The sequence below is a fragment of the Oceanibium sediminis genome (genome assembly GCF_003265325.1).
Classification (GTDB): Bacteria; Pseudomonadota; Alphaproteobacteria; order Rhodobacterales; family Rhodobacteraceae; genus Halovulum; species Halovulum sediminis.
On sequence record NZ_QGNX01000003.1, the window covers coordinates 43,091 to 63,677 of the forward strand.

At 67.7% G+C, this 20,587-nt stretch carries 20 protein-coding genes; 18 read left to right on the forward strand and 2 right to left on the reverse strand.

The features are described from left to right. The first annotated feature begins 81 nt into the window (after positions 1-81). The 8 genes from DJ029_RS08770 to maiA all read left to right on the forward strand — a co-directional run bounded on the left by DJ029_RS08770 (position 82) and on the right by maiA (position 7,531). The gene (locus tag DJ029_RS08770; RefSeq protein WP_112322060.1) at positions 82-384 is read left to right on the forward strand and encodes a UxaA family hydrolase; all 303 of its coding nucleotides are present in this window, start codon (positions 82-84) and stop codon (positions 382-384) included. Continuing rightward, positions 381-1,577, forward strand: a complete 1,197-nt coding sequence (locus tag DJ029_RS08775) for a UxaA family hydrolase (protein ID WP_112322061.1) — start codon at positions 381-383, stop codon at positions 1,575-1,577. Before DJ029_RS08770 ends, DJ029_RS08775 begins: the two co-directional genes overlap by 4 nt. Before the next feature lie 23 nt (positions 1,578-1,600). Beyond that, a complete protein-coding gene (locus DJ029_RS08780) occupies positions 1,601-2,686 on the forward strand; it encodes an Ldh family oxidoreductase (RefSeq protein WP_112322062.1) in 1,086 nt (361 codons plus the stop codon). Positions 2,687-2,772: 86 nt separating this feature from the next. Further along, entirely contained in the window at positions 2,773-3,810 is a 1,038-nt protein-coding gene (locus DJ029_RS08785) for a YeiH family protein (RefSeq protein WP_112322063.1), read from the forward strand. Positions 3,811-4,002: 192 nt separating this feature from the next. Further along, positions 4,003-5,109: a 4-hydroxyphenylpyruvate dioxygenase gene (hppD, locus tag DJ029_RS08790; RefSeq protein ID WP_112322064.1), complete on the forward strand. Its 1,107-nt coding sequence runs from the start codon at positions 4,003-4,005 to the stop codon at positions 5,107-5,109. Positions 5,110-5,226: 117 nt separating this feature from the next. Beyond that, complete coding sequence (fahA, locus tag DJ029_RS08795; protein WP_112322065.1) at positions 5,227-6,531, forward strand: fumarylacetoacetase; 1,305 nt, start codon at positions 5,227-5,229, stop codon at positions 6,529-6,531. Beyond that, entirely contained in the window at positions 6,528-6,893 is a 366-nt protein-coding gene (locus tag DJ029_RS08800) for a Rieske (2Fe-2S) protein (protein WP_112322066.1), read from the forward strand. Before fahA ends, DJ029_RS08800 begins: the two co-directional genes overlap by 4 nt. Beyond that, entirely contained in the window at positions 6,890-7,531 is a 642-nt protein-coding gene (gene maiA, locus DJ029_RS08805; RefSeq protein ID WP_112322067.1) for a maleylacetoacetate isomerase, read from the forward strand. Before DJ029_RS08800 ends, maiA begins: the two co-directional genes overlap by 4 nt. 8 nt (positions 7,532-7,539) lie before the next feature. Here maiA and DJ029_RS08810 read toward each other — a convergent pair whose 3' ends face one another. After that, positions 7,540-8,118, reverse strand: a complete 579-nt coding sequence (locus tag DJ029_RS08810) for a MarR family winged helix-turn-helix transcriptional regulator (protein ID WP_112322068.1) — start codon at positions 8,116-8,118, stop codon at positions 7,540-7,542. Between the two features lie 455 nt (positions 8,119-8,573). Here DJ029_RS08810 and DJ029_RS08815 point away from each other — a divergent pair, with 455 nt between their 5' ends. From DJ029_RS08815 to uxuA, 7 genes are all read left to right on the forward strand, one after another. Further along, positions 8,574-9,143 (forward strand): hypothetical protein, encoded by a 570-nt coding sequence (locus DJ029_RS08815; protein ID WP_112322069.1) that lies wholly within the window; start codon positions 8,574-8,576, stop codon positions 9,141-9,143. A gap of 1 nt (position 9,144) precedes the next feature. Next, the gene (locus DJ029_RS08820) at positions 9,145-10,755 is read left to right on the forward strand and encodes a tripartite tricarboxylate transporter permease (protein ID WP_112322070.1); all 1,611 of its coding nucleotides are present in this window, start codon (positions 9,145-9,147) and stop codon (positions 10,753-10,755) included. A 171-nt stretch (positions 10,756-10,926) separates the two neighbouring features. Then, positions 10,927-11,634, forward strand: coding sequence for an ABC transporter permease (locus DJ029_RS08825; protein ID WP_112322071.1), 708 nt, complete (start codon positions 10,927-10,929; stop codon positions 11,632-11,634). Continuing rightward, positions 11,627-12,394 carry an ATP-binding cassette domain-containing protein gene (locus tag DJ029_RS08830; protein WP_232823023.1) on the forward strand — a complete coding sequence of 256 codons (768 nt, stop codon included), beginning with the start codon at positions 11,627-11,629 and terminating at the stop codon, positions 12,392-12,394. Before DJ029_RS08825 ends, DJ029_RS08830 begins: the two co-directional genes overlap by 8 nt. 25 nt (positions 12,395-12,419) lie before the next feature. Next, positions 12,420-13,241: an ABC transporter substrate-binding protein gene (locus tag DJ029_RS08835; protein ID WP_112322072.1), complete on the forward strand. Its 822-nt coding sequence runs from the start codon at positions 12,420-12,422 to the stop codon at positions 13,239-13,241. A gap of 54 nt (positions 13,242-13,295) precedes the next feature. Next, entirely contained in the window at positions 13,296-14,189 is an 894-nt protein-coding gene (locus tag DJ029_RS08840; protein ID WP_112322073.1) for a helix-turn-helix transcriptional regulator, read from the forward strand. A gap of 81 nt (positions 14,190-14,270) precedes the next feature. Continuing rightward, positions 14,271-15,473: a mannonate dehydratase gene (gene uxuA / locus DJ029_RS08845; RefSeq protein WP_112322074.1), complete on the forward strand. Its 1,203-nt coding sequence runs from the start codon at positions 14,271-14,273 to the stop codon at positions 15,471-15,473. Here the strand turns inward: uxuA and DJ029_RS08850 are convergent. Then, positions 15,457-16,737, reverse strand: coding sequence for a mannitol dehydrogenase family protein (locus DJ029_RS08850; RefSeq protein WP_198671102.1), 1,281 nt, complete (start codon positions 16,735-16,737; stop codon positions 15,457-15,459). The genes uxuA and DJ029_RS08850 overlap by 17 nt on opposite strands. A 262-nt stretch (positions 16,738-16,999) precedes the next feature. On the opposite strand from DJ029_RS08850, the gene DJ029_RS08855 reads away from it, so the two are divergent. The 3 genes from DJ029_RS08855 to DJ029_RS08865 all read left to right on the forward strand — a co-directional run bounded on the left by DJ029_RS08855 (position 17,000) and on the right by DJ029_RS08865 (position 20,556). Next, positions 17,000-17,791, forward strand: coding sequence for a metallophosphoesterase family protein (locus tag DJ029_RS08855; RefSeq protein WP_157966322.1), 792 nt, complete (start codon positions 17,000-17,002; stop codon positions 17,789-17,791). A gap of 256 nt (positions 17,792-18,047) precedes the next feature. Continuing rightward, positions 18,048-19,703, forward strand: a complete 1,656-nt coding sequence (locus DJ029_RS08860; RefSeq protein WP_112322076.1) for a Na/Pi cotransporter family protein — start codon at positions 18,048-18,050, stop codon at positions 19,701-19,703. Positions 19,704-19,764: 61 nt separating this feature from the next. After that, complete coding sequence (locus DJ029_RS08865; RefSeq protein ID WP_112322077.1) at positions 19,765-20,556, forward strand: inositol monophosphatase family protein; 792 nt, start codon at positions 19,765-19,767, stop codon at positions 20,554-20,556. Positions 20,557-20,587 lie beyond the last annotated feature (31 nt).

Sequence of the window (20,587 nt, forward strand, 5' to 3'; positions counted from 1 at the left end):
GGGCGCGGCGGGGCGGCACCCTCGCCGTTGCGAGCCCGGACAGGCCGGGAACCTGACCACCAAACACCAAGGGGATCCGCCATGACTGGCCTGATCATCGTCGACAGCAAGGACAATGTCGCCACGGCCGCGGCGGACATTGCCGCAGGCACCACCTGGCAACCGGACACCGCCGGGCCGCCCGTCACGCTGACGATCCCCTGCCAGATTCCCTTCGGCCACAAGATCGCACTCAGCGCGCTCGCCCCCGGGGACGAGGTTGTCAAATACGGCGTCGTGATAGGCGTCGCGACCGACGCGATCCCGGCGGGCGGCCATGTTCATGTGCACAATATCGCCAGCAACCGCATTCGCGGCGACCTGCAGCAGGGAGGCCAGGCATGAGCTTCGATCATTTCATGGGGTACCGGCGCTCCGACGGGCGCGTGGGGATCCGCAACTTCCCGCTGGTCATCGCGGTGATGGACAACTGCAACCCGCTGGCCCGGCGCATCGCCGGCGCGGTCCGGGGCGCGGTGCCGATCGTCGCCGCCTATGGCCGTGGCCAGAAGGGCGAGGATCAGCGCGTTCACGATACGACGCTGATCAACTACGGCAGCCACCCCAATTGCCAGGCGGCGCTGGTGGTCGGGCTGGAACATGTCACGGCCGAGCGGATCGCGGGCGAAATCGCCAAGACCGGGCGCCCGGTGGACTGGATCGACGTGCAGGGCCAGGGCGGCACGCTGAACGCCTTCGCCGATGGCGTGCGGCGGCTGAACGCGCTGATCGACGCCAGCCCGGCGCGGCTGGAGCGGGCGCTGGTGTCGGACCTCGTGATCGGGCTGGAATGCGGCGGCTCCGACGCGCTCTCCGGGATCAGCGGCAATGCCGCGATGGGCGTCGTGTCGGACCGGCTCAGCGCCGCGGGGGCCACGCTCATCCTGTCCGAGATCGAGGAGATCATCGGCGCCGAGAATTTCCTGGCGGATCGCGCCGCCACGGAGGAGGTCCGCGCCAAGCTGCTCGCGGCGGTGGCCCGCTGTGAGAAACACGCCGACCACATGGGGCTGAACATGGCGCCGCTGGGCGAGGACAACATCCTTGGCGGGCTTTCCACGACCGAGGAAAAGTCCCTCGGCGCGATCCGCAAGTCCGGCACCTCGCCCCTGAACGAGGTGTTCGCCAACGGCGAACGGCCCAGCAAGCGCGGCGTCGTCTTCCTGGATGCCCCGGCCCCGGGAACCGAGAACACGACCGCCCTCGGCGCGGCGGGCGCGCATATGATCCTGTTCAACACCGGGCGCGGGAACCCGATCGGCAACCCGGTTTCGCCCACGATCAAGCTGACGGGAAGCCCGGACACCGCCAGCCGGATGGCCGACAACATCGACGTCGACCTGTCGCAGATCGTCACCGAGGGGATGGACTTCGATAGCGCCGCCGACCGGATCATGGACATGATGCGCCAGACCGCCGCAGGACGGTTGACGGCCAGCGAGCTCCACGGGGATACCGAGATCTCGATCAGCCGGATCGACAACGGGTTCCTCAGGATCCTGGCCGAAACCGACCCCGATATTGCCGCGCTTACCTGATACCCACCCCGCCGGAGGATGACATGACCCGCAGCCCGCAGACCGACGACAGCAAGCGATACCGCGACACGGCGGTCTTCGAGCGCATCGGCTGGAGCGCGCTGGAGGACTGGACCGCCGCGATCCTGCGAAAGGGCGGCGTCGCCGATAGCGATGCGGCCCTGGCCGCGCAGCTGCTGGTGCGCTCGGATGCGCGGGGGTTCGCGACCCACGGAGTCTCGCGACTGGCGAGCTATATCCACAAGCTCAGCGCGGGTGAGATCGCGGCGACCGGCGCGCTCGGCTTCTCGGATGCCGCCGGGGCGCTGCGGGTGGACGCCGGGGGAATGCTGGGCCAGGTCGCCATGCCAAAGGCGATGGACGCGGCGCTGGCAGAGCTTGAGGGGCGCAGTTCGCTTGTCTGCCAGGTCCGCGACATCGCGCACCTGGGGGCGGTCGGAATGTTCGCGCTGCAGGCGGCAGAGGCGGGCGCGGTCTGCCTGATCCTGCAAGCCACGCTTCCGGTGATGGCCACGCCCGGCGCGACACGGCCGATGATCGGGAACAACCCGCTGGCGCTTGCCGCGCCGCGGCCCGATGGGCCGCCGCTGGTCATCGACATGGCCTGCTGCATGGCGGCGCGGGGCAACATCCTGCTCGCCGCCCGCGAAGGAGAGGCGATCCCCGAAGGCTGGGCAATCGACAGTGACGGCGCGGCGACGACCGATCCCGACGGCGCGCTGCGCGGCTCGCTGCTGCCTTTCGGCGGCCACAAGGGAATGGCGCTGGCGATGATCGTCGAGGTCCTCTCGGCCAGCCTGGCCGGGGCGATCCACGCTGAAAGCCTCAACCCCGAGGGCGGGGTCGCCAGCGCCTCGGGCGGGTTGAACGCCTTCTTTCTGCTGCTCTCGCCCGAGCATCTTACACCGGGTGGGCGCCCCGCCTATGATGCGCACATGGCCGCATGGACGGCGACCTACAAGGCGGCGGACGCCGGTGCGGCACGCATCCCCGGTGAGCGCGCGGCGCAGGCCGAGGCGCAGGCGCGCCGTGAGGGCGTGCCGCTGGCCCGGCCCGTCCTGGCGGAACTGGAGGCCCTTGGCCAGAAGATGGGTCTGCCGCTGCGCTGACGCCAATCCAAACCCGCGCCTCCAAGAATGGCGCTGCGTGCCGCAGCATGCAATATGACAAGAAGCCCTGCTTCGGAAAGAGCCCCATGAGCCAACGTGACCCTGCCGCTTTCCTCAACCGCTTTCCCGGCGGCAGGCTGATCGCGCCAAGGCTGCCGGGGCTGCTGGTCGCGCTGGTCATCGCGCTGGCCGCGCAGTTCCTGTCGGATCACTACGGCGCGCCGGCGATGCTGCTGGCGCTTCTGCTGGGCATCGCCTTCCACTTCCTGTCCGAAGAAGGGCCCTGCGTGCAGGGGGTGGAGTTCGCCGCGCGCAGCGTGCTGCGGATCGGCGTCGCGCTGCTGGGCGTGCGCATAAGCGCGGGCCTTCTGGTCGAGCTGGGCGCGCCGCTGGTGATGCTGACGATCACGGGCGTGGTCCTGACCATCGGGGTCGGGCTGATCGGCGCCCGCCTTCTGGGCCGCGGGCTGCGCTTCGGCATGCTGACCGGCGGCGCGGTGGCGATCTGCGGCGCCTCGGCGGCCATGGCGATCGCCGCGGTTCTGCCGAAGAACGCGCAGTCGCGGGACAACCTGACCTTCGCGGTGCTGTCGGTCACGGTCCTCAGCACCATCGCGATGGTCGTCTATCCCGCCATCGCGCAGCTTTCCGGGCTCGACGACCTTGCGACGGGCGTGTTCCTCGGGGCGACGATCCATGACGTGGCGCAGGTGGTCGGGGCGGGGTTTTCCGTGTCCGAACCGGCGGGGGAAACGGCGACGCTGGTCAAGCTGATCCGCGTGACCATGCTGGCGCCGGTGGTGCTGTGCATCTCGCTCGTCGTGCGCGCTACCGGGGCGGAGGCCGCGGACGGCGGCAAGCGCCCGCCGCTGGTGCCGGGTTTCGTGTGGGCCTTCCTCGGGCTTGCGGCCGTCAACTCCTTCGGCCTTGTTCCGGCGGCGGTTTCGGATGTGGTCAGCGCGATCTCGCGCTGGGCGCTGATCGTCGCGATCGCGGCGGTGGGCATGAAGACATCTCTGCGCACAATCCTTGACGTCGGCGGACAGGCGCTTGTGCTGATCGTTGCCGAGACGGTTTTCCTAGGCGCGTTTGTCCTTGCCAGGCTGCACTGGCTGAGCTGGTGAGAGGCGCTGCCGCAAGGGGATTTGGATATGGAAATAACAACTTAAATGTTGACTTATCACCATAAAAAATGGGAAAATACACCTGATCGGAGGATGCGCGGAATCGCCGCCGGACCCTCCGATCCCCGCGGGCCGGGTTCTTGTCTGTCGCGTGAAGGGCACGTCAGCGCGACCATGAACAGGAGGACGCCAATGGGTCCCTTTCCGCATGATGCACCGAAAGCTAAGATCACCGAGAAGAACGTCGCCGGAACCGACGGTTTCGAATTCGTGGAGTTCGCCCACCCCGAGGCCGGCAAGCTCGAAGCGCTGTTCGAGAAGATGGGCTACAGCGAGGTTGCGCGGCACAAGACCAAGGACATCTCGCTCTATCGCCAGGGCGACATCAACTACATCGTCAACCGTGAGCCGAACACCCATGCCGCCCGCTTCGTCGAGGATCACGGTCCCTGCGCCCCCTCGATGGCGTGGCGCGTTGTGGACGCACAGCACGCGCTGAAATGCGCGCTGGACTACGGGGCCGAGGAATACACCGGCGACGACAAGACGCTGGACGTGCCCGCCGTTGTCGGCATCGGCGGCTCTCTGCTCTATTTCGTGGACACCTACGGCGACGCGGGCTCCTGCTACGAGGCCGAGTTCGACTGGCTGGGCGAGGCGGACCCGAAACCCAAGGGGGCCGGATTCTACTACCTCGACCACCTCACGCACAACGTGCAGCGCGGCAACATGAGCACCTGGTACGACTTCTACGCCAAGGCGTTCAACTTCCGCGAAATCCGCTACTTCGACATCAAGGGCAAGCAGACCGGCCTGTTTTCCCGCGCGCTGACCAGCCCCGACGGCAAGATCCGCATCCCGATCAACGAAAGCGCGGACGAGCACAGCCAGATCGAGGAATACCTGAAGGAATACAAGGGCGAAGGCATCCAGCACATCGCCGTGGCGACGGAAAACATCTACGACTCGGTGGACGAGATCTCGGCCAACGGGATCGACTTCATGCCCGCCCCGCCCAAGACCTACTACACAATGAGCCACAAGCGCGTGCATGGCCACGAGGAACCGCTGGAGCGGATGATGAAGCACGGCATCCTGATCGACGGGGAAGGCGTGGTCGATGGCGGCAACACGCGGATTCTTCTGCAGATCTTCTCCAAGACGGTGATCGGGCCGATCTTCTTCGAGTTCATCCAGCGCAAGGGCGACGATGGTTTCGGAGAGGGCAACTTCAAGGCCCTGTTCGAGTCGATCGAGGAAGACCAGATCCAGCGCGGCGTGCTGAAGGCCGACGCCTGAGGGCATGACCGCGCCGCGCCGCGGTTCCAACATCGCCGGAAGCCGGGCCCGTTGCCATCGCTGCGACAGGCCCGGCTTTCGCAAGGGGGCCGACGGCTAATCACAAGAGGCAGACTGATGAGCAGACTTGACGAAACACATGACCCCGCCCGCCGCTCCTGGGTGGAGGGGGCGAACGACGCCAGCACCGATTTCCCGATCCAGAACCTGCCCTATGGCGCGTTTTCGCGCGACGGTAGCGGGGACGGCGGCGCGGTGCGTATCGGCGTGGCGATCGGCAGCCAGGTCCTCGACCTCACCACGCTTGAGGAGCAGGGCGTGCTGCGGCCCGGCGGGGACGAGGCCGTGTTCGCCGATGGTACGCTGAACGCGTTCATGGCGCTGGGTGCGGCCACCTGGCGCCAGACACGCCACCGGATCGCCGACCTGCTGGACGCGGCGAACGCGCCCACGGGCGATGAGCGCGCGCAGGTGTCCCGCGCCCTCGTGCCGATGAAGGCAGTGCGGATGCACATGCCGGTCTTCGTGCGCGGTTACACGGATTTCTACGCCTCCCGGGAGCACGCGACCAACGTCGGCACGATGTTCCGCGATCCCGACAATGCGCTGATGCCGAACTGGCTGCATATTCCCATCGGCTACAATGGCCGCGCCTCGACGGTCGTGGTGTCGGGCACCGATATCCGCCGCCCGCTGGGGCAGTTGAAGGGGCCCCAGGACGACGCCCCACGCCTCGGCGCTTCGGCCAAGCTGGATATGGAGCTGGAACTGGGCGCCATCGTCGGCACCGGCAACCCGATGGGCCAGCCCCTCGGGACCGCGCAGGCCTATGACAACATCTTCGGCTACGTCCTGCTCAACGACTGGTCCGCGCGGGATATCCAGGTGTGGGAATACCAGCCCCTCGGCCCGTTCCAGTCCAAGGCTTTCGGCACCTCGATCAGCCCGTGGATCGTGACCCGAGACGCGTTGGAGCCCTACCGCGCCCCCACGCCGGAGCGGGTCAAGCCCCTGCTGCCCTACCTTGAGGAGGAGACGCCGAACAACTTCGACATTCGGTTGGAGGTGGACCTGGCACCGCAAGGGCAGGCCGCCACGACGATCAGCCGGACGAACTACAAGTACATGTACTACTCCGCCGCCCAGCAGCTGGCGCATCACACCCTGTCGGGCTGCGCGATGGAGCCGGGGGACCTGCTCGGCTCGGGCACCATCTCGGGGGTGGCGAAGGACAGCTTCGGCTCGCTGCTGGAACTGACGTGGAACGGCCGCGATCCCCTGCCGGTGGAGGGGGGCACGCGGACCTTTCTGGAGGATGGCGACACCGTCACCCTGCGCGGCTGGTGCGAGGGCGACGTGCGCATCGGCTTCGGCGCCTGTTCGGGCACGATCCTGCCCGCGCCGGATGGCGTCCCCGCATGAGCGACGCGTGGAAGGACATGCCCGGCGCCCCGGCGCCCGGCACGCTGGTCTGCGCCGCCGACGACATGACCGCGCCGACCCTTGGCGTGGACCTGGACGGGTTCCCGCTGCTTCTGGTGCGGGTGAATGGGCGGCTGCTCGGCTACGTCAACGCCTGCCCGCACCAGTACCTGCCGCTGGACTGGCGGACCGGGAACGTGCTGGCCGCCGACGGGGTGACGCTGCGCTGCTCCAACCACCAGGCGGGCTTTGATGCCGAGACGGGCAAGGGCGTGGACGGGTTCGGCGCGGGCTGCGCGCTCGACCCGGTTCCGCTGGTCGAACGCGCTGGCCAGATCCTGATCGGCGGTGCGGAAGCATGAGCGATATTATCCTTCACGACTACTGGCGATCCTCGGCCAGCTACCGGGTGCGCATCGCGCTGGGCCTGAAGGGGCTTTCGTGGCGCTGCCTGCGGACCGACCTGCTCGCCCGCGACCATCGGGCAGAGGCGTTCCGGCAGATCAACCCGCAGGGCCTTGTCCCGGTTCTTGAGATCGACGGTCTTCGCCTGACGCAATCCCTGGCCATCGTCGAATACCTCGACGAGACGCGCCCCGAGCCTGCCTTGCTTCCCGCCGATCCGGCGGCGCGCGCGCGGGTGCGGGCCACCGCCTATGCCATCGCGATGGAGATCCACCCCGTCAACAACCTGTCGGTCGTCGAGCATGTCGAGGCGCTGACCGGCGGCGGGCAGCAGGCGCGGCTGGACTGGATGCGGCACTTCATGACCTCCGGCCTGGCGGCGGTGGAGCGGATGCTGGCTGCGTCCGCCGAGGGGCGCTTCTGTCACGGCGATACCCCCGGCCTTGCGGATATCTGCCTGGTGCCGCAGGTCTACAACGCGGAACGCTGGGGCGTTGACCTGTCCGGCTGTCCGCGCATCACCGCAGTGGCGCGCGCCTGCGCCGAGGTTCCCGCCATCGCCGCCGCGCACCCTGACCGGCATGGGCCGGTCTGACGGTGAGATCAGTTTCCGCCGTGTTCCACCCTGTGTTCCCCGAAGTGCTCCCCGTCCTGGGCGTGCGCCTGTTTTCCGGCCTGCTCGGCGCTCGGCAGCGCCTCGGGGTGTTCGAGCAGCTGCGCCAGCAGGCGCGAGAGCTTGTCGATCGCACTGGTCAGCCCGGAAAACTCCTCGGCGCTCAGCAGGTCCTGGAACTGCTTCTGGCGCTGGGCGAAATGCGGCTGCGCGCGGTCCAGCGCGGCCTGACCCTTTTCGGTCAGTTGCAGCAGCTTGCGGCGCTTGTTGGTCGGGTCCCCCCGATCCGCCAGGAAGCCCTGCTTCATCATCTCGGCGACCGAGCGGCTGACCTGCGCGCGATCGATCACCATCAGCCGCGCAAGATCGGCGGCGCTGGTTTCCCGGAAGATGCTCAGCACCATGAGGATCCTGTAGGAGGTCAGGTTCAGCGACGATCCCGCCAGGTACCGGCTGGCGTCGTTATCGACCAGCTTGCTGAGGCGCGAGATGCGGAACGAAAGCCTTTCCTCCAGTTGGGAAAGGGCAAGCAGCCTGTCGCGGGTCTGTTTGGTATCGATGAAATCCATGTCGCCCCTAATGTTGCGCACTCAACACATTCGCTGAGAATGTATCAATATTACTGCATACGATTCTACATGGTCTGCCGGTGGCTGCAAACACAAAGCGGACCGGAAAATCATAACGAGGCAAAGGAACGCCCCGACATCCCGGCCAACGAGGTGCGGGCAGGGGTGCGGACGGCGGGGCCAATCGGGGCATCGCCGCTCACGGCCTGATCGCAGAAACAAGCCAGATTCCGGGGAGGGGACAATGGCGGTACATGAAAACACACCCGTTACGGGGCCGGTCGCAACAGCCGCCGCCCCTCAGTTGGCGGGCGGTCTTGCAGGCCAAAGGCAAGATGGCTACGACGCTGCGGCAAGACTGCCCGAAGACTCGTCCTGACAGGGTTCCAAGCCGCATATGACCGGGAAACGACGCCCCGGCCGCCCTTTTTTTCCGAAATTTCAGGAGTGTACCGATGCTCGATCGGCGATCTGAAATACTGCTTTCCAGCTTCGTGGCGCTGTTCTCGGCCCTGGCCCTGTTCGTCTGGATTCCGAGCGACAGCGAAACCGGCATGGTCGAGACGTTCCGGCGGCAAACCAACATCGGCGACGCCTTCCTGCCCAGCATCGCCGCCTGCGGCATGCTGATAGCGGCCGTCGTCCAACTGGTGCTGAGCCTGCGGCGCAAGCCGGCGGCGGCCAGGCCCTACGGGGTTTTCGACGGCACGACGGCGGCCTTCTTTGGTGCCCTTGTGCTGATCGTCGTGGGGTCCCTGCTGCTGATGTTCTGGGCGGGGCCAATCCTGTGGGAGATCTTCGGCGACCCGGAGCGGACCTATCGCCAGATGCGCGACACCGCCCCCTGGAAGTACCTCGGCTTCATCCTTGGCGGGGTGTCGCTGGTCTGGGGCCTGACCTCGCTGATCGAGGGGCGGGCGCGCGCGCGCCGCCTTGCGGCGGCCGTCCTGTTCACCGGCTTTCTGATCCTCGTCTTCGACGTGCCCTTCGACACGTTGCTTCTGCCCCCCAACGGAGATTGGTGACATGGAACCGCTGCAGTATGTCTGGGCCGGTGTCATGGCCTTCTTCAATGGCCCCGAGGCCTTCGCCGTCTTCGGTATCGGGATGTCGATTTCCGTCCTGATGGTGGTCGCGGGCTTCCTTGTCGGCATCGTCGGCGGGGCGACCCCGGGCCTGGCGGGGCCGTTCCTGATGGCGGTGTCCCTGCCGATCCTGCTGTCGATCTTCGGCTTCACGCCGGAGGCACTTCTGCCGGTGCTCGGGTTCCTGGTCGGGGTGATGAAGGGGTCGACGGTGGGCGGATCGGTGCCCGCGATCCTGTTCAACACGCCCGGCACGCCGGATGCGATGCTGACCACGCTGGACGGGTATCCGATGGCGCAGAAGGGGCAGGCGGGCAAGGCGCTGCGCACGGCGCATTTCGCCTCGGTCTCCGGGGATACGTTCTCGGATATCGTGCTGTTCACCTGCGCGCCCTTCCTCGCCATCGTGGTCGAGGCCTACCTCGGCTTCAACGAGAAGGCGGCGCTGATCATCCTGTCGCTCAGCTTCGTTGCGGCCGTGGTCGGCCAGTCGCCCATGAAGGGCCTGATCGCGGCGTTCCTGGGGCTTTTCATCGCCTCCATCGCCAGCGGGCAGGACAATTACCCGCGCCTGACCATGGGCACGGATTTCCTTCAGTCCGGGGTGCCGCTTATCACCGCGATCCTCGGCGTGCTGATCCTGGGCGAGGTATTGGTCGCCTTCGAGGACATGTTCCGCGAACGCCGCGCCAGTGGCGTTGCCACCCCCGAGGTGCCGCAATCGACGGACAACGGCCTGAGCCTTGCCGAGCGGCGCAAGCTGATGCCGTTCGTCGGGGTTTCCGCCGTGGTCGGCACGGTGATCGGCGCGCTGCCGGGGATCGGCTCTACGTTGGCGGCGACGCTGGGCTATGCCATGGGCGAGAAGATGCACAAGGGGCCGGTCCCCTTCGGCAAGGGCACCCCCGAAGGCATCGCCTCGACCGAGGCGGCGAACTCGTCGGTGTCCGGCGCGAACCTGATCCCGGTCCTGTCGCTGGGCATTCCGGGCAACGTGGGCGCGGTGTTCCTGATCCTGGCGGCGGAATCCATCGGCGGGTTCAACCCCGGCCCGTCGGTCTTTCGCTTCACCACGGCCGAGGTGAACCCGGAGCTGATCATCGCCTTCGGCCTGTTCACCGCGATGATGTTCGCCAACATCCTGAACTGGATCATCGGCGGCCACATCATGCGCGCCTGCGGGATCATGGCGCGGGTGCCGAAACAGGTTCTGCTGCCAATGGTATTGCTGCTGACCCTGACGGCGATCTACGTGCAGGAAACCGACTTCAAGGCGTTCTACTTCGCGTTCGCCTTCGCGATCCTCGGTTACCTCATGCGCAAGCTGCGCATCCCGGCGCTGCCCTTCGTGATTGCCTTCATCCTTGCGGGCAACCTTGAAAGCGCGGTGCGGCAGGCCTTCGCGGTTTCCGGGGCGGACCCCTTCTTCCTGTTCAAGAGCCCGCTGTCGCTGCTCTTCCTGCTGCTGTCGGTGGTGGTGGTCATCTTCTTCTCGCGCCCCGGGAAGAGATCCGCCAACCCGGCGGTGGAGGCGGAGCGCAACGCCGGTTAAGCGCACGGCTTCTTCGCGACATGCTCGGGGGTGTCGCCCCCCTTCGGCGGCACTCGCCCCGCCGCGGATGCCCCTGCGCGTCCGCGCAGGGGGGCACGTCGTGCTTGAACATCCGCCCTCAAACTGCATAGCTGTCGACAGGGCGGGAAATTATGCAAAGCGTGGGACATTATGCAAAGCATCATCGATGCCCTCGGCCTTGCCTTCGCCCTGGTGTTTTCCGCGGATGCGGATCTGCTGGAAATCGTCCTTCTGTCGCTGCGCGTCAGTCTGACGGCGGCGGCGGTCGCCTGCGTGATCGGCCTGCCGATCGGCGCGCTGGTCGCCATCGGCCGTTTCCGGGGGCGCAACGCGGTGCTGATCGTGATGAACGCGCTGATGGGCCTGCCGCCCGTGGTCGTCGGGTTGCTGGTCTACTTGCACCTGTCCCGCTCGGGGCCGCTGGGGTTCCTGGGGCTGCTTTACACGCCCACCGCGATGATCATCGCGCAAACGATCCTGATCGCGCCAATCGTGGCGGCGCTGTCGCGCCAGGTGCTGGAGGATCTGCACGCGGAATATGCCGAGCAGTTCCGCTCGCTCTGCCTGACGCGGATACAGACGGTGCGGGCCCTGATCTGGGACGCGCGTTATTCCCTGCTGACCGTCGGTCTTGCCGGGTTCGGGCGCGCCGTGGCCGAGGTGGGGGCGGTGATCATCGTGGGCGGCAACATCGATCACATGACGCGGGTGATGACCACGGCGATCGCGCTGGAGACGTCGAGGGGCGACCTGGCGCTGGCGCTGGCGCTCGGCATCATCCTGCTTGTCATCTCGCTGGGGGTGAACGCGGCGGTGCAATCGGTGCGCATGACGGCGGCGCGGCAGGCCTATGTCTGACGTGCTGTCCATGACCGGCGCCCCGGCCAAGGAACCGGCGCACCGACCCGCGCAACGCGGCGCGCCCCCGCCGCTGGAGGTGCGGGACCTGGTGCTGCGCTTTGGCGAGGCGGCGGTGCTGGACGGGCTGTCGCTGACCCTTGGCCCGCGTGGCTGCACCATGATCATGGGCCCCAACGGGGCGGGCAAAAGCCTGCTGCTGAAGCTGCTGCACGGGCTGCTGCCCCCGACGTCGGGGCGGATCGACTGGGGCGGGCACACGGCCCCTGCGATGACGGCGCGCCAGGCGCTGGTGTTCCAGAAGCCGGTGCTGCTGCGCCGCTCGGTCGCGGCGAATATCGACTTTGTTCTCAAGGCCCGGCGCAAGGACCCCGCGCGCCGGGACGGGCTGCTCGCCCATGTCGGGCTGGCGCACAAGGCGGGCCAGCCCGCGCGGCTTCTGTCGGGCGGCGAGGCGCAGCGCCTGGCGCTGGCCCGCGCGCTGGCGACCGACCCCGATGTGCTGCTGCTGGATGAGCCTACGGCCAGCCTCGACCCGGCGTCGGTGCTGGCGATCGAGGGCATCGTGGCGCAGGCCCGCGACCGTGGCGTGCGCATCATCTTCGTCACCCATGACGTGGGGCAGGCGCGGCGCATGGCCGACGATGTCGTCTTCCTGCACCGTGGCCGCGTCTCGGCGCACAGCCCCGCGCACGACTTCTTCCCCGAGCCGGCGTGCGATGCGGCGCGGGCCTACCTGGACGGCAGAATTGTCGTCTGACTTACCAACCGAAAGAAAGATCACCATGCCAAGACCCACCCTCGGACCCGCCGTCGCCGCCGCCCTGCTTTTCGCGGGTAGCGCCATGGCGCAGGACCAGTCGATCATCATTCAGTCGACCACTTCCACGGCGAATTCCGGGCTTTACGACTACCTTCTGCCGATCTTCCAGGACCAGACCGGCATCAAGGTCAACGTGGTCGCCGTGGGCACCGGGCAGGCGATCCGCAACGCGGAAAACTGCGACGGAGACGTGCTGCTCGTCCACGCCAAACCGTCTGAGGAGGCCTTCGTCGCCGCCGGTTTCGGAACCGAGCGCACGGACCTGATGTACAATGATTTCGTCATCGTGGGCCCGGCGGAGGATCCCGCCGATGTCGACGGCATGGATGACGTGCAGGGCGCGTTGATGGAGATCGCGGTGAACAGCGCGCTCTTCGCCTCGCGCGGGGATGACAGCGGGACGCACAAGAAGGAAATGGCGCTCTGGGCGGATTCCGGCGTCGATCCCACGGCGGCCAGCGGCGAGTGGTATCGCGAAACCGGCTCGGGCATGGGCGCAACGCTGAACGCGGGCATCGGCATGGGCGCCTACGTGATGACCGACCGCGCGACCTGGATCAGCTTCGCCAACAAGCAGGACTACGCGATCAAGGTGCAGGGCGACGCGGACATGTTTAACCAGTACGGCGTGATCCCGGTGAACCCGGAAAAATGCCCCTCGGTCAACATCGCGGCGGCGCGGACCTTCGCGGACTGGCTGCTCTCAGGCGCGGGGCAGGAGGCGATCGGGGCCTACAAGGTTGCCGATCAACAGCTTTTCTTCCCCAACGCACCTGACAATTGATAGGGTTTCCGGGGTGGCCTTTCCGGGCCGCCCCGGCAGATTCACAGGGCTCGCATGACGGATACCGTATTTCCCGACCACGAATACCTGACCGTCAGGGAACTGGCGGACCTGCTGCGCCTGAAGGAGCGCAAGGTCTATGACCTTGCCGCTTCGGGGGCGGTGCCCTGCTCGCGGGCGACGGGCAAGCTTCTGTTCCCGGCGGCGGAGATCCGCGCCTGGGTCGAACGCTCGAAATCCGGGGGCAGCGGGGCGCAGGCGCAGGGCGCCCGCCCGCCGATCCTGCTGGGCAGCCACGACCCGCTTCTCGACTGGGCGATCCGCCAGTCCGGCTGCGGGCTGGCCACGTTCTACGACGGCTCGCTCGACGGGCTGGAGCGTTTCCTGCGCGCGGAAGGCGTGGCGGCGGGGCTGCACATCCGCGATGCGCCGTCGGGCGCGTGGAACGTGCCGATCGTGTCGCGCCTGGCGGCGGATCAGAACGCCGCGCTGGTTTCCTTCGCGAAAAGGCGGCGCGGTCTGGTCTTTCGCCCCGGTGCGCCGGCCCCGTCGGCGCTGTCGGACCTGGCCGGGCGGCGCGTCGTGCCGCGCCAGCCCGGATCGGGGACGGACACCCTGTTTCGCGAACTCGCCGAAGCCGAGGGGTTGGACCTGGCCGCGCTGGACCTGGCCGATGTCGCGCGCACCGAGGATGCCGCCGTCGAGGCGGTCCGCCGGGGCGACGCGGACGCCGCCTTCGGGCTTGAATCGGTCGCGCGCTCCTACGGGCTGGAATTCGCGCCGCTTATCGAGGAGCAGTTCGCGCTGCTCGTCCATCGCGCCGCCTGGTTCGAGCCGCAGCTGCGCAAGTTCTTCGCCTTCTGCGAAAGCGATGAATTCACTGCGCGCGCGCGCAGTTACGGCGGGTACGATGTCAGCGGCTTCGGCGGGGTTCTTTGGAATGCCTGACGCTCACCGGCCACCTGAGGATCACGTCGCGCCCCAGGCTGTTCGCGCGCAACAGCCCCCTACCATAGCGGAGGCACAAGCATGAGACAGGTCTGGCGCTGGTTCGGTCCCACGGACAGGGTCCCGATCGACTTCGTCGAGCAGGCGGGGGCGGAGGGTATCGTCACCGCGCTGCACCATGTCCCCAACGGCGCGGTCTGGAGCATGGAGGAGATCCGCAAGCGCCAGGGCGTAGTCGCCATGCGCAGCGATGGCACGCCCTCCAGCCTGCAATGGGAAGTGGTGGAAAGCCTGCCGGTGTCCGAGGAGATCAAGAAGCAGGATGGCGACTGGCGCGCGCATATCGCCAACTACAAGCACAGCCTGGAAAACCTGGCGCGCGCCGGGTTGCAGACGGTGTGCTACAACTTCATGCCGGTGCTCGACTGGACGCGGACCGACCTGACCCACCGCCGCCCCAATGGCGCGCGTTGCATGCGGTTCGACCTGGTCGATTTCGCCGCCTTCGACATCTGCGTTCTGCAACGCGCCGGCGCGGCCGGGGATTTCCCCGAGGCCCTGGTCGAGCAGGCCCGTGCGCGCAATGCAGCGATGAGCGATGCCTACCGGGCGGCGCTGATGGCCAATATCGTCATGGGGCTGCCGGGGGCGAACCAGAACCTGTCGTTCGACGATTTCAAGGCGCTGCTCGCCAGTTACGACGGGATCGACGCCGCGCGCCTGCGCCGCAACCTCTCGGATTTCCTGCAGGAGGTGGTCCCCCTGGCTGAGGCGCTTGGCCTGCGCCTGTGCTGTCATCCCGACGATCCGCCGTTTCCGCTGCTTGGCCTGCCGCGCATCGTGTCGGACGAGGCGGACTACGCAGCACTTCTGGCCGCGGCGGACAGCCCGGCGAACGGCATCACGCTGTGCAGCGGTTCGCTCGGCGTGAACCCGGCCTGCGATCTGCCGGGGATGATGCGCCGCATGGGGCATCGGGTGCATTTTCTGCACCTGCGCAACGTCTTGCGCGAGTCGGGCACCCATCCCGGATCGTTCCACGAAGCCGCCCACCTGGAGGGGCATACCGACATGGTCGCCCTGATCTCCGCCGTGCTGGAGGAGGAGGCCCGCCGCCGCGCTGCGGGGCGGCAGGACTGCGACATCCCCATGCGCCCCGACCACGGGCAGGAGCTTGCCGACGACCTGACCCGCGGCGGCCAGCCCGGCTATCCGCTTGTCGGGCGGCTGCGCGGGCTGGCGGAATTGCGCGGCATCGTGACCGCGCTCAGCGCGCGGCCTTAGGCCCCGCCCCGCCGGTTTCGCCCAACAGCGCCAGTCCAAGCGCGAGATCGGACAGCGCGCCCTGCGCCCCACCCTGCGCTGCGGCCACGCCAAGGGCCGCGCCCCTCGGATCGTTCAGGGGGGCTTGCGCCACATGCGCGGCGCGCAGGAAGCGCACCCATTCGGTGATGGCGCGATCATGGGCGGCGGTGTCCAGCCCCGCGGCAGCCCGCGCCCGGCGCGGGGCCAGGATGCGCACCGGCAGTTTCAGGCTGCCGTCCTGCGCGATCTGCGCCAGTCGGTGTTCGATGTTCGGGTTCGCGAAACGCGCGAGGAGCGCGGCGATGTAGTCTTCCGCGTCCTGCCTGAGCCCGGCGGGCAGCACCGCCGCCGCCGCGCGCATCAGGTCGCCCATCGCGCTTGCCAGCGCCGGGTCGCCCACCGCGTCCGAGACCAGCGCGTGCCCCGCGTTCAGCCCGGCGTAGGCCAGGAAGGAATGCGCCCCGTTCAGCAGCCACAGCTTGCGCAGCTCATAAGGGGCGACATCGGCGGTGATCGTCGCGCCGGACCCGGCCCAGTCGGGGATCGGGGTGGCGAAATTGTCCTCGATCACCCAGTCGCTGAAGGCCTCGGTCGCCACCGGCTCCGGCTCGGCCAGGGTGGTGCGCAGGGCCTCCGTGGTGGCCGGGGTGATGCGGTCCACCATCGTGTTGGCAAAGCGCACGCTTTTGTCCAGGTACGCTAGGATATCGTGCCCCTGCGCCGCGAGGAACGCTTCGATCGCGGCTTTCAGCGTGGCGGAATTGTCGGGAAGGTTGTCGCAGGAGATCACCGTCAACGGCTGGCCCGTGGCCGCCCGCGCCCGCAAGCCCGCCGCAAGCAGCCCGACCAGCGAACGCGGCGCGCCTGAGCGCAGGTCGGCGCTTATGTCGGGATGATCCAGATCGAGCCCGGCACCCGTCAGGCAGTAGCCCTTCTCGGTCACGGTGACCGTGACGATCCGGGTGTCGCCCTCGGCAAGGCAGGCGATCACCGCCTGCGGATCCTCGGGGGCGAACAGGATATCGTCATGCACCGCCATGGCCGTGTCGCGCACCCCATCGGGGCCGAGGATGCGCAGGGTATAGCGGAACCCGACGCCGCGCAGGCGGTCCCGCAGGTCCGGGTGGCGCAGGGAAACGCTGGTGATGCGCCATACGCTGCCGGTCCGGCGATTGGCGTCCTGCGTGTACCACGCCTGGTGCGCCCGGTGAAAATTGCCGATGCCGAAATGCAGGATCCGCATGACCGGCCCCCTCACAGGTTGGAACTGCCCCGCCGCACCCGCCCGGCGCGGCGTCGTCTTGCGGGACAGCAAACACCAGCGATCACCGCGCACAAGGGAAAACCTCGCCGGGCGCGGGCGCGCGTTCCCATCGCTGAGGCCGTTGCCGATCGGCGCGGCTGGCATTACTTCTTTAGCGACAGTCCCTCGGCAGTTCGTCGCCCAGATCACGCGTGCCGGAAACCAACAGGCGGGGCCGCCCCGGCACCGACAGGAGCAGACGATGAGATTTGCGCATGTATCCGACCTTCACCTGTCTGACAGCGTTGCCCCGGGCGGGGCGTCAACGCCCGCCACGGCGCGCAGGGTTGCAGCAGCCGTGGCCGATGACCTTGCCGAGATCAGCGCCGGCCTCGATTTCATCGTCGTCTCCGGCGACCTGACGGAGGCGGGGGAGCCCGCGTGTTTCGCCACCTTCGAAGAGCTTTTCGCGCCCCTGCCGGTGCCGGTCTTCGTGGTGCCGGGCAATCATGACGGGCCGACGGCGATGCGCAGCTACCAGCAGACGTCGAAACGGCTGGCGGACTGGGATCTAACCAACCGCGTGGTCGAGCTGGGCGACGTCAGGCTCCTGGGGCTCGATACCTGTATCGACAAGTGCACCACCGGCGCGCTGGGCGAGGACGCGCTCGCGCTGGTCCGGGCCGAGGTGCGGCGCGCGGCGGAGTCCCGCCTCGTGATCGTCATGCACCACCCGCCGCTGCTGCTGGGCCAAAAGGTTTTCGACGGTTTCTGCTCGATGGAGCGCGGCGACGCGTTCCTATCGATCCTTGCTGCGGTGCCGCGCCCGACGCTCGTTCTGGCCGGTCATGTGCATCGCCCCTACCAGGCGACCAGCGGCACCATTACCTGCTGCGTCGCGGGCAGCATGGTCGCGCCATGCGTGTCGGACCTGCCGTTCGGTGCGATGCCGATCCGGCCCGCGCCGGTGCAGGACCACTATTTCGTTCACGAGCTCCTCGGGCCGGATCACCACGTGGTCACCCCGCAGCGGGTCGCGGCCCTTGCAGGCTGAGGCCCCGTGGCGCGCAGGCGGTGGTTTTGAAGCCGGCGGGAAAAACGGCCCTACAGTCCGCTATCGGGCACCGGAAACGGCATCGCGGAAAGCTGTGATGAAATGGGCAACAAGATCAAGGCGCTCTCATCCGGGCTTCCATAAGGTGTCGGCATGTTCGATAGTGCGCGAACGCCATTCGAAACTGTACGACGGGCGCGATACGCAATCGTGGTGACGGCCAAGTCATCCAGACCATGGGACACTTGTAGAAACTTTGGGCAATCCTGTTTTCATTCTTCTTGACCTCGCCGCGGGTGCGGCACTTCTGATCTGGGCCGTAAGGCTGGTGCGAACCGGTTTCGAGCGCGCTTTCGGCGGCCACCTGCGGGTCTGGCTGCGCCGCTCGACCGCGCACAGGACCACGGCGGCGCTGTCCGGCTCGCTGGCGGCGATCCTGATGCAAAGCTCCACCGCGGTCGCGGTGCTGATGGCCGGTTTCGTCTCCTCGGGGACGATCGGGGGCGTGTCTGGACTGGCGATCCTGCTGGGGGCGGACCTTGGCTCGGCCATCGTCGCGCAGATCCTGAATTCGCCGATATCGGTGCTGTCCCCGCTGTTGCTGGTCTCGGGTGTCGTGATCTTCCTGCAAAGCGAGCGGCGGCAGCTGCGCCAGGTCGGGCGGATCCTGGTCGGCCTGTCGCTGCTGTTCATCTCGCTCGACCTCATCCGCGCGGCCAGCCAGCCGCTGGTGGCCAGCCCGAGCACGGAAGCGGTCATGATCTTCCTTGCCGAAGAGCCGCTTTCCGCCTTCCTCGTGGCGGCCTTGTTCACATGGGTCGTGCATTCCAGCGTTGCGGCGATCCTGCTGTTCGTCACCATGGCCAGCCAGGGCGTAATGCCGGTCGAAGCGGCCTTCGCGATGGTGCTGGGCGCCAACCTTGGCGGCTCGATCATCGCGGTGGTGCTGACGCTGAAGTCGGGCATCGCGGTGCGGCGCGCGGTCTGGGCGAACCTTGTCCTGCGTGGCGGTGGGGCGGCGGCGATCCTGTACGCGATCTCGGTCTTTCCGCAGTTCGCCGCCTACCTTGGGGCGGCGCCGGGGCAGCAGGCGCTGAACCTGCACCTGGCGTTCAACGCGGTGCTCGTCGTGCTTGGGCTGCCGCTGATCGGGCTGATCTTCCGCGCCATGACGCTGGTGCTTCCCGACGCGCCTGCCGCCGCGTCCGGCACCGCCCTGCCATCGGCGCTGGACCCCGAGGCGCAGGCCCATCCGCGCCGGGCGTTTTCCTGCGCGACCCGCGAGTTGGTACAGATCGGCGGCCATTTGGAGACCATGCAGCGCAATGTCCTTGGCCTGTTCGAGCGGTATGACGAGCCGACGGCACAGGCCATTCGCCGGGACCACGCGGAAGTCGCGCGGATGGCGCTGGACCTGCGCATCTACCTTGCCGGCGTGCACGGCAAGAAGGACGAGGACGAGATTGGCACCCGCGCTTTCGAGCTGGCGGGCATCGCCAGCAACCTCGAAGCGGCGGCGGACATGATCGCGCGCAAGATCGCCGGCCATGCGTCCCGGATGCACCACGAGAACCTGAAATTCTCCGAAGATGGCTGGCGCGACCTGTCGGACCTGCATGACGCGGTCCTGCGCAACGTCCAGCTGGGGATCTCCGTCCTGATGAACGAGGATCCGGCCCTGGCGCGCAGCCTGGTCGAGCAGAAGGTGAAGATCCGCGAAATGGCGCAGAAGCTTGAACAGCGTCACCTGTACCGGCTGAAACAGGGGCTGATGGAGTCGATCGAAACCAGCGGCGTGCACCTGGACGTGCTGCGCTCGTTGAAAGAAGTGAACACCAGTTTCGCGATGATCGCCTATCCCCTGCTCAGCGAGGCGGGCGTTCTGCTGCAAAGCCGCCTCGCGTCGGAGTGAGCCCCGCGCCGGCCTGATCCGGGCTGGCGCGGACGCCCCGCATCAACAGGAAGGAGCCCCGATGGATATTGCCGCCCGCGCCTCAAGCGCTACCGAGATCGCCCGATCGGCGGGACAGGTCGCCATGGACCACTTCCGTGACCCCGCCAGCCTGCACGTCGAAAGCAAGGGCCAGCAGGACTGGGTGAGCGAGGCCGACACGACCGTCGAACTGGCCGTGCGCCAAGCGCTTGCGCAACGCTGGCCCGATGATGCCATCGTGGGCGAAGAACATGCCTCGGTGGCGGGCCGATCCGGCTTCACCTGGGTGATCGACCCCATCGACGGGACGACCAATTTCGTCAACGCAATCCCGGCCTGGACCGTCGTGCTTGCGGGCGTGCTGGACGGCAAGACGGTGATCGGGGTGATCCACGATCCGATCCATGGGGAAACCTTCACCGCGACGCGGGGTGGCGGGGCGGCGCTGAACGGGCAGCCGATCAGGGTTGCAGATCTGCCGCTGCAAAGCGGCTCGGTCGGTGTGGGCTATTCCAACCGGGTCGAGGCGGAAAATGTCCTGCCGGTGCTGGATGCGGTCGTCCGGTCCGGGGCGATGTTCCACCGGAACGCCTCGGGCGCGCTGTCCATCGCCTATGTCGCGGCGGGGCGGCTGCTCGGCTACCTGGAGGAGCACATGAACGCCTGGGATTGCCTTGCAGGCCAGCTGCTGGTCGAGGAAGCCGGCGGCGGGGTCGAAGTGCAGGACGCGGATCGCATGATCCAGCGCGGCGGGCGCGTCGTCGTCGGCGCGGGATCGGTGTTCGACGAGTTGAAGCGCATCGCCGACGCGGCCTGGCCGGGCGTCGACTGAAGCTGCGGGCGGGGCGCAGGGCCCCGCCACG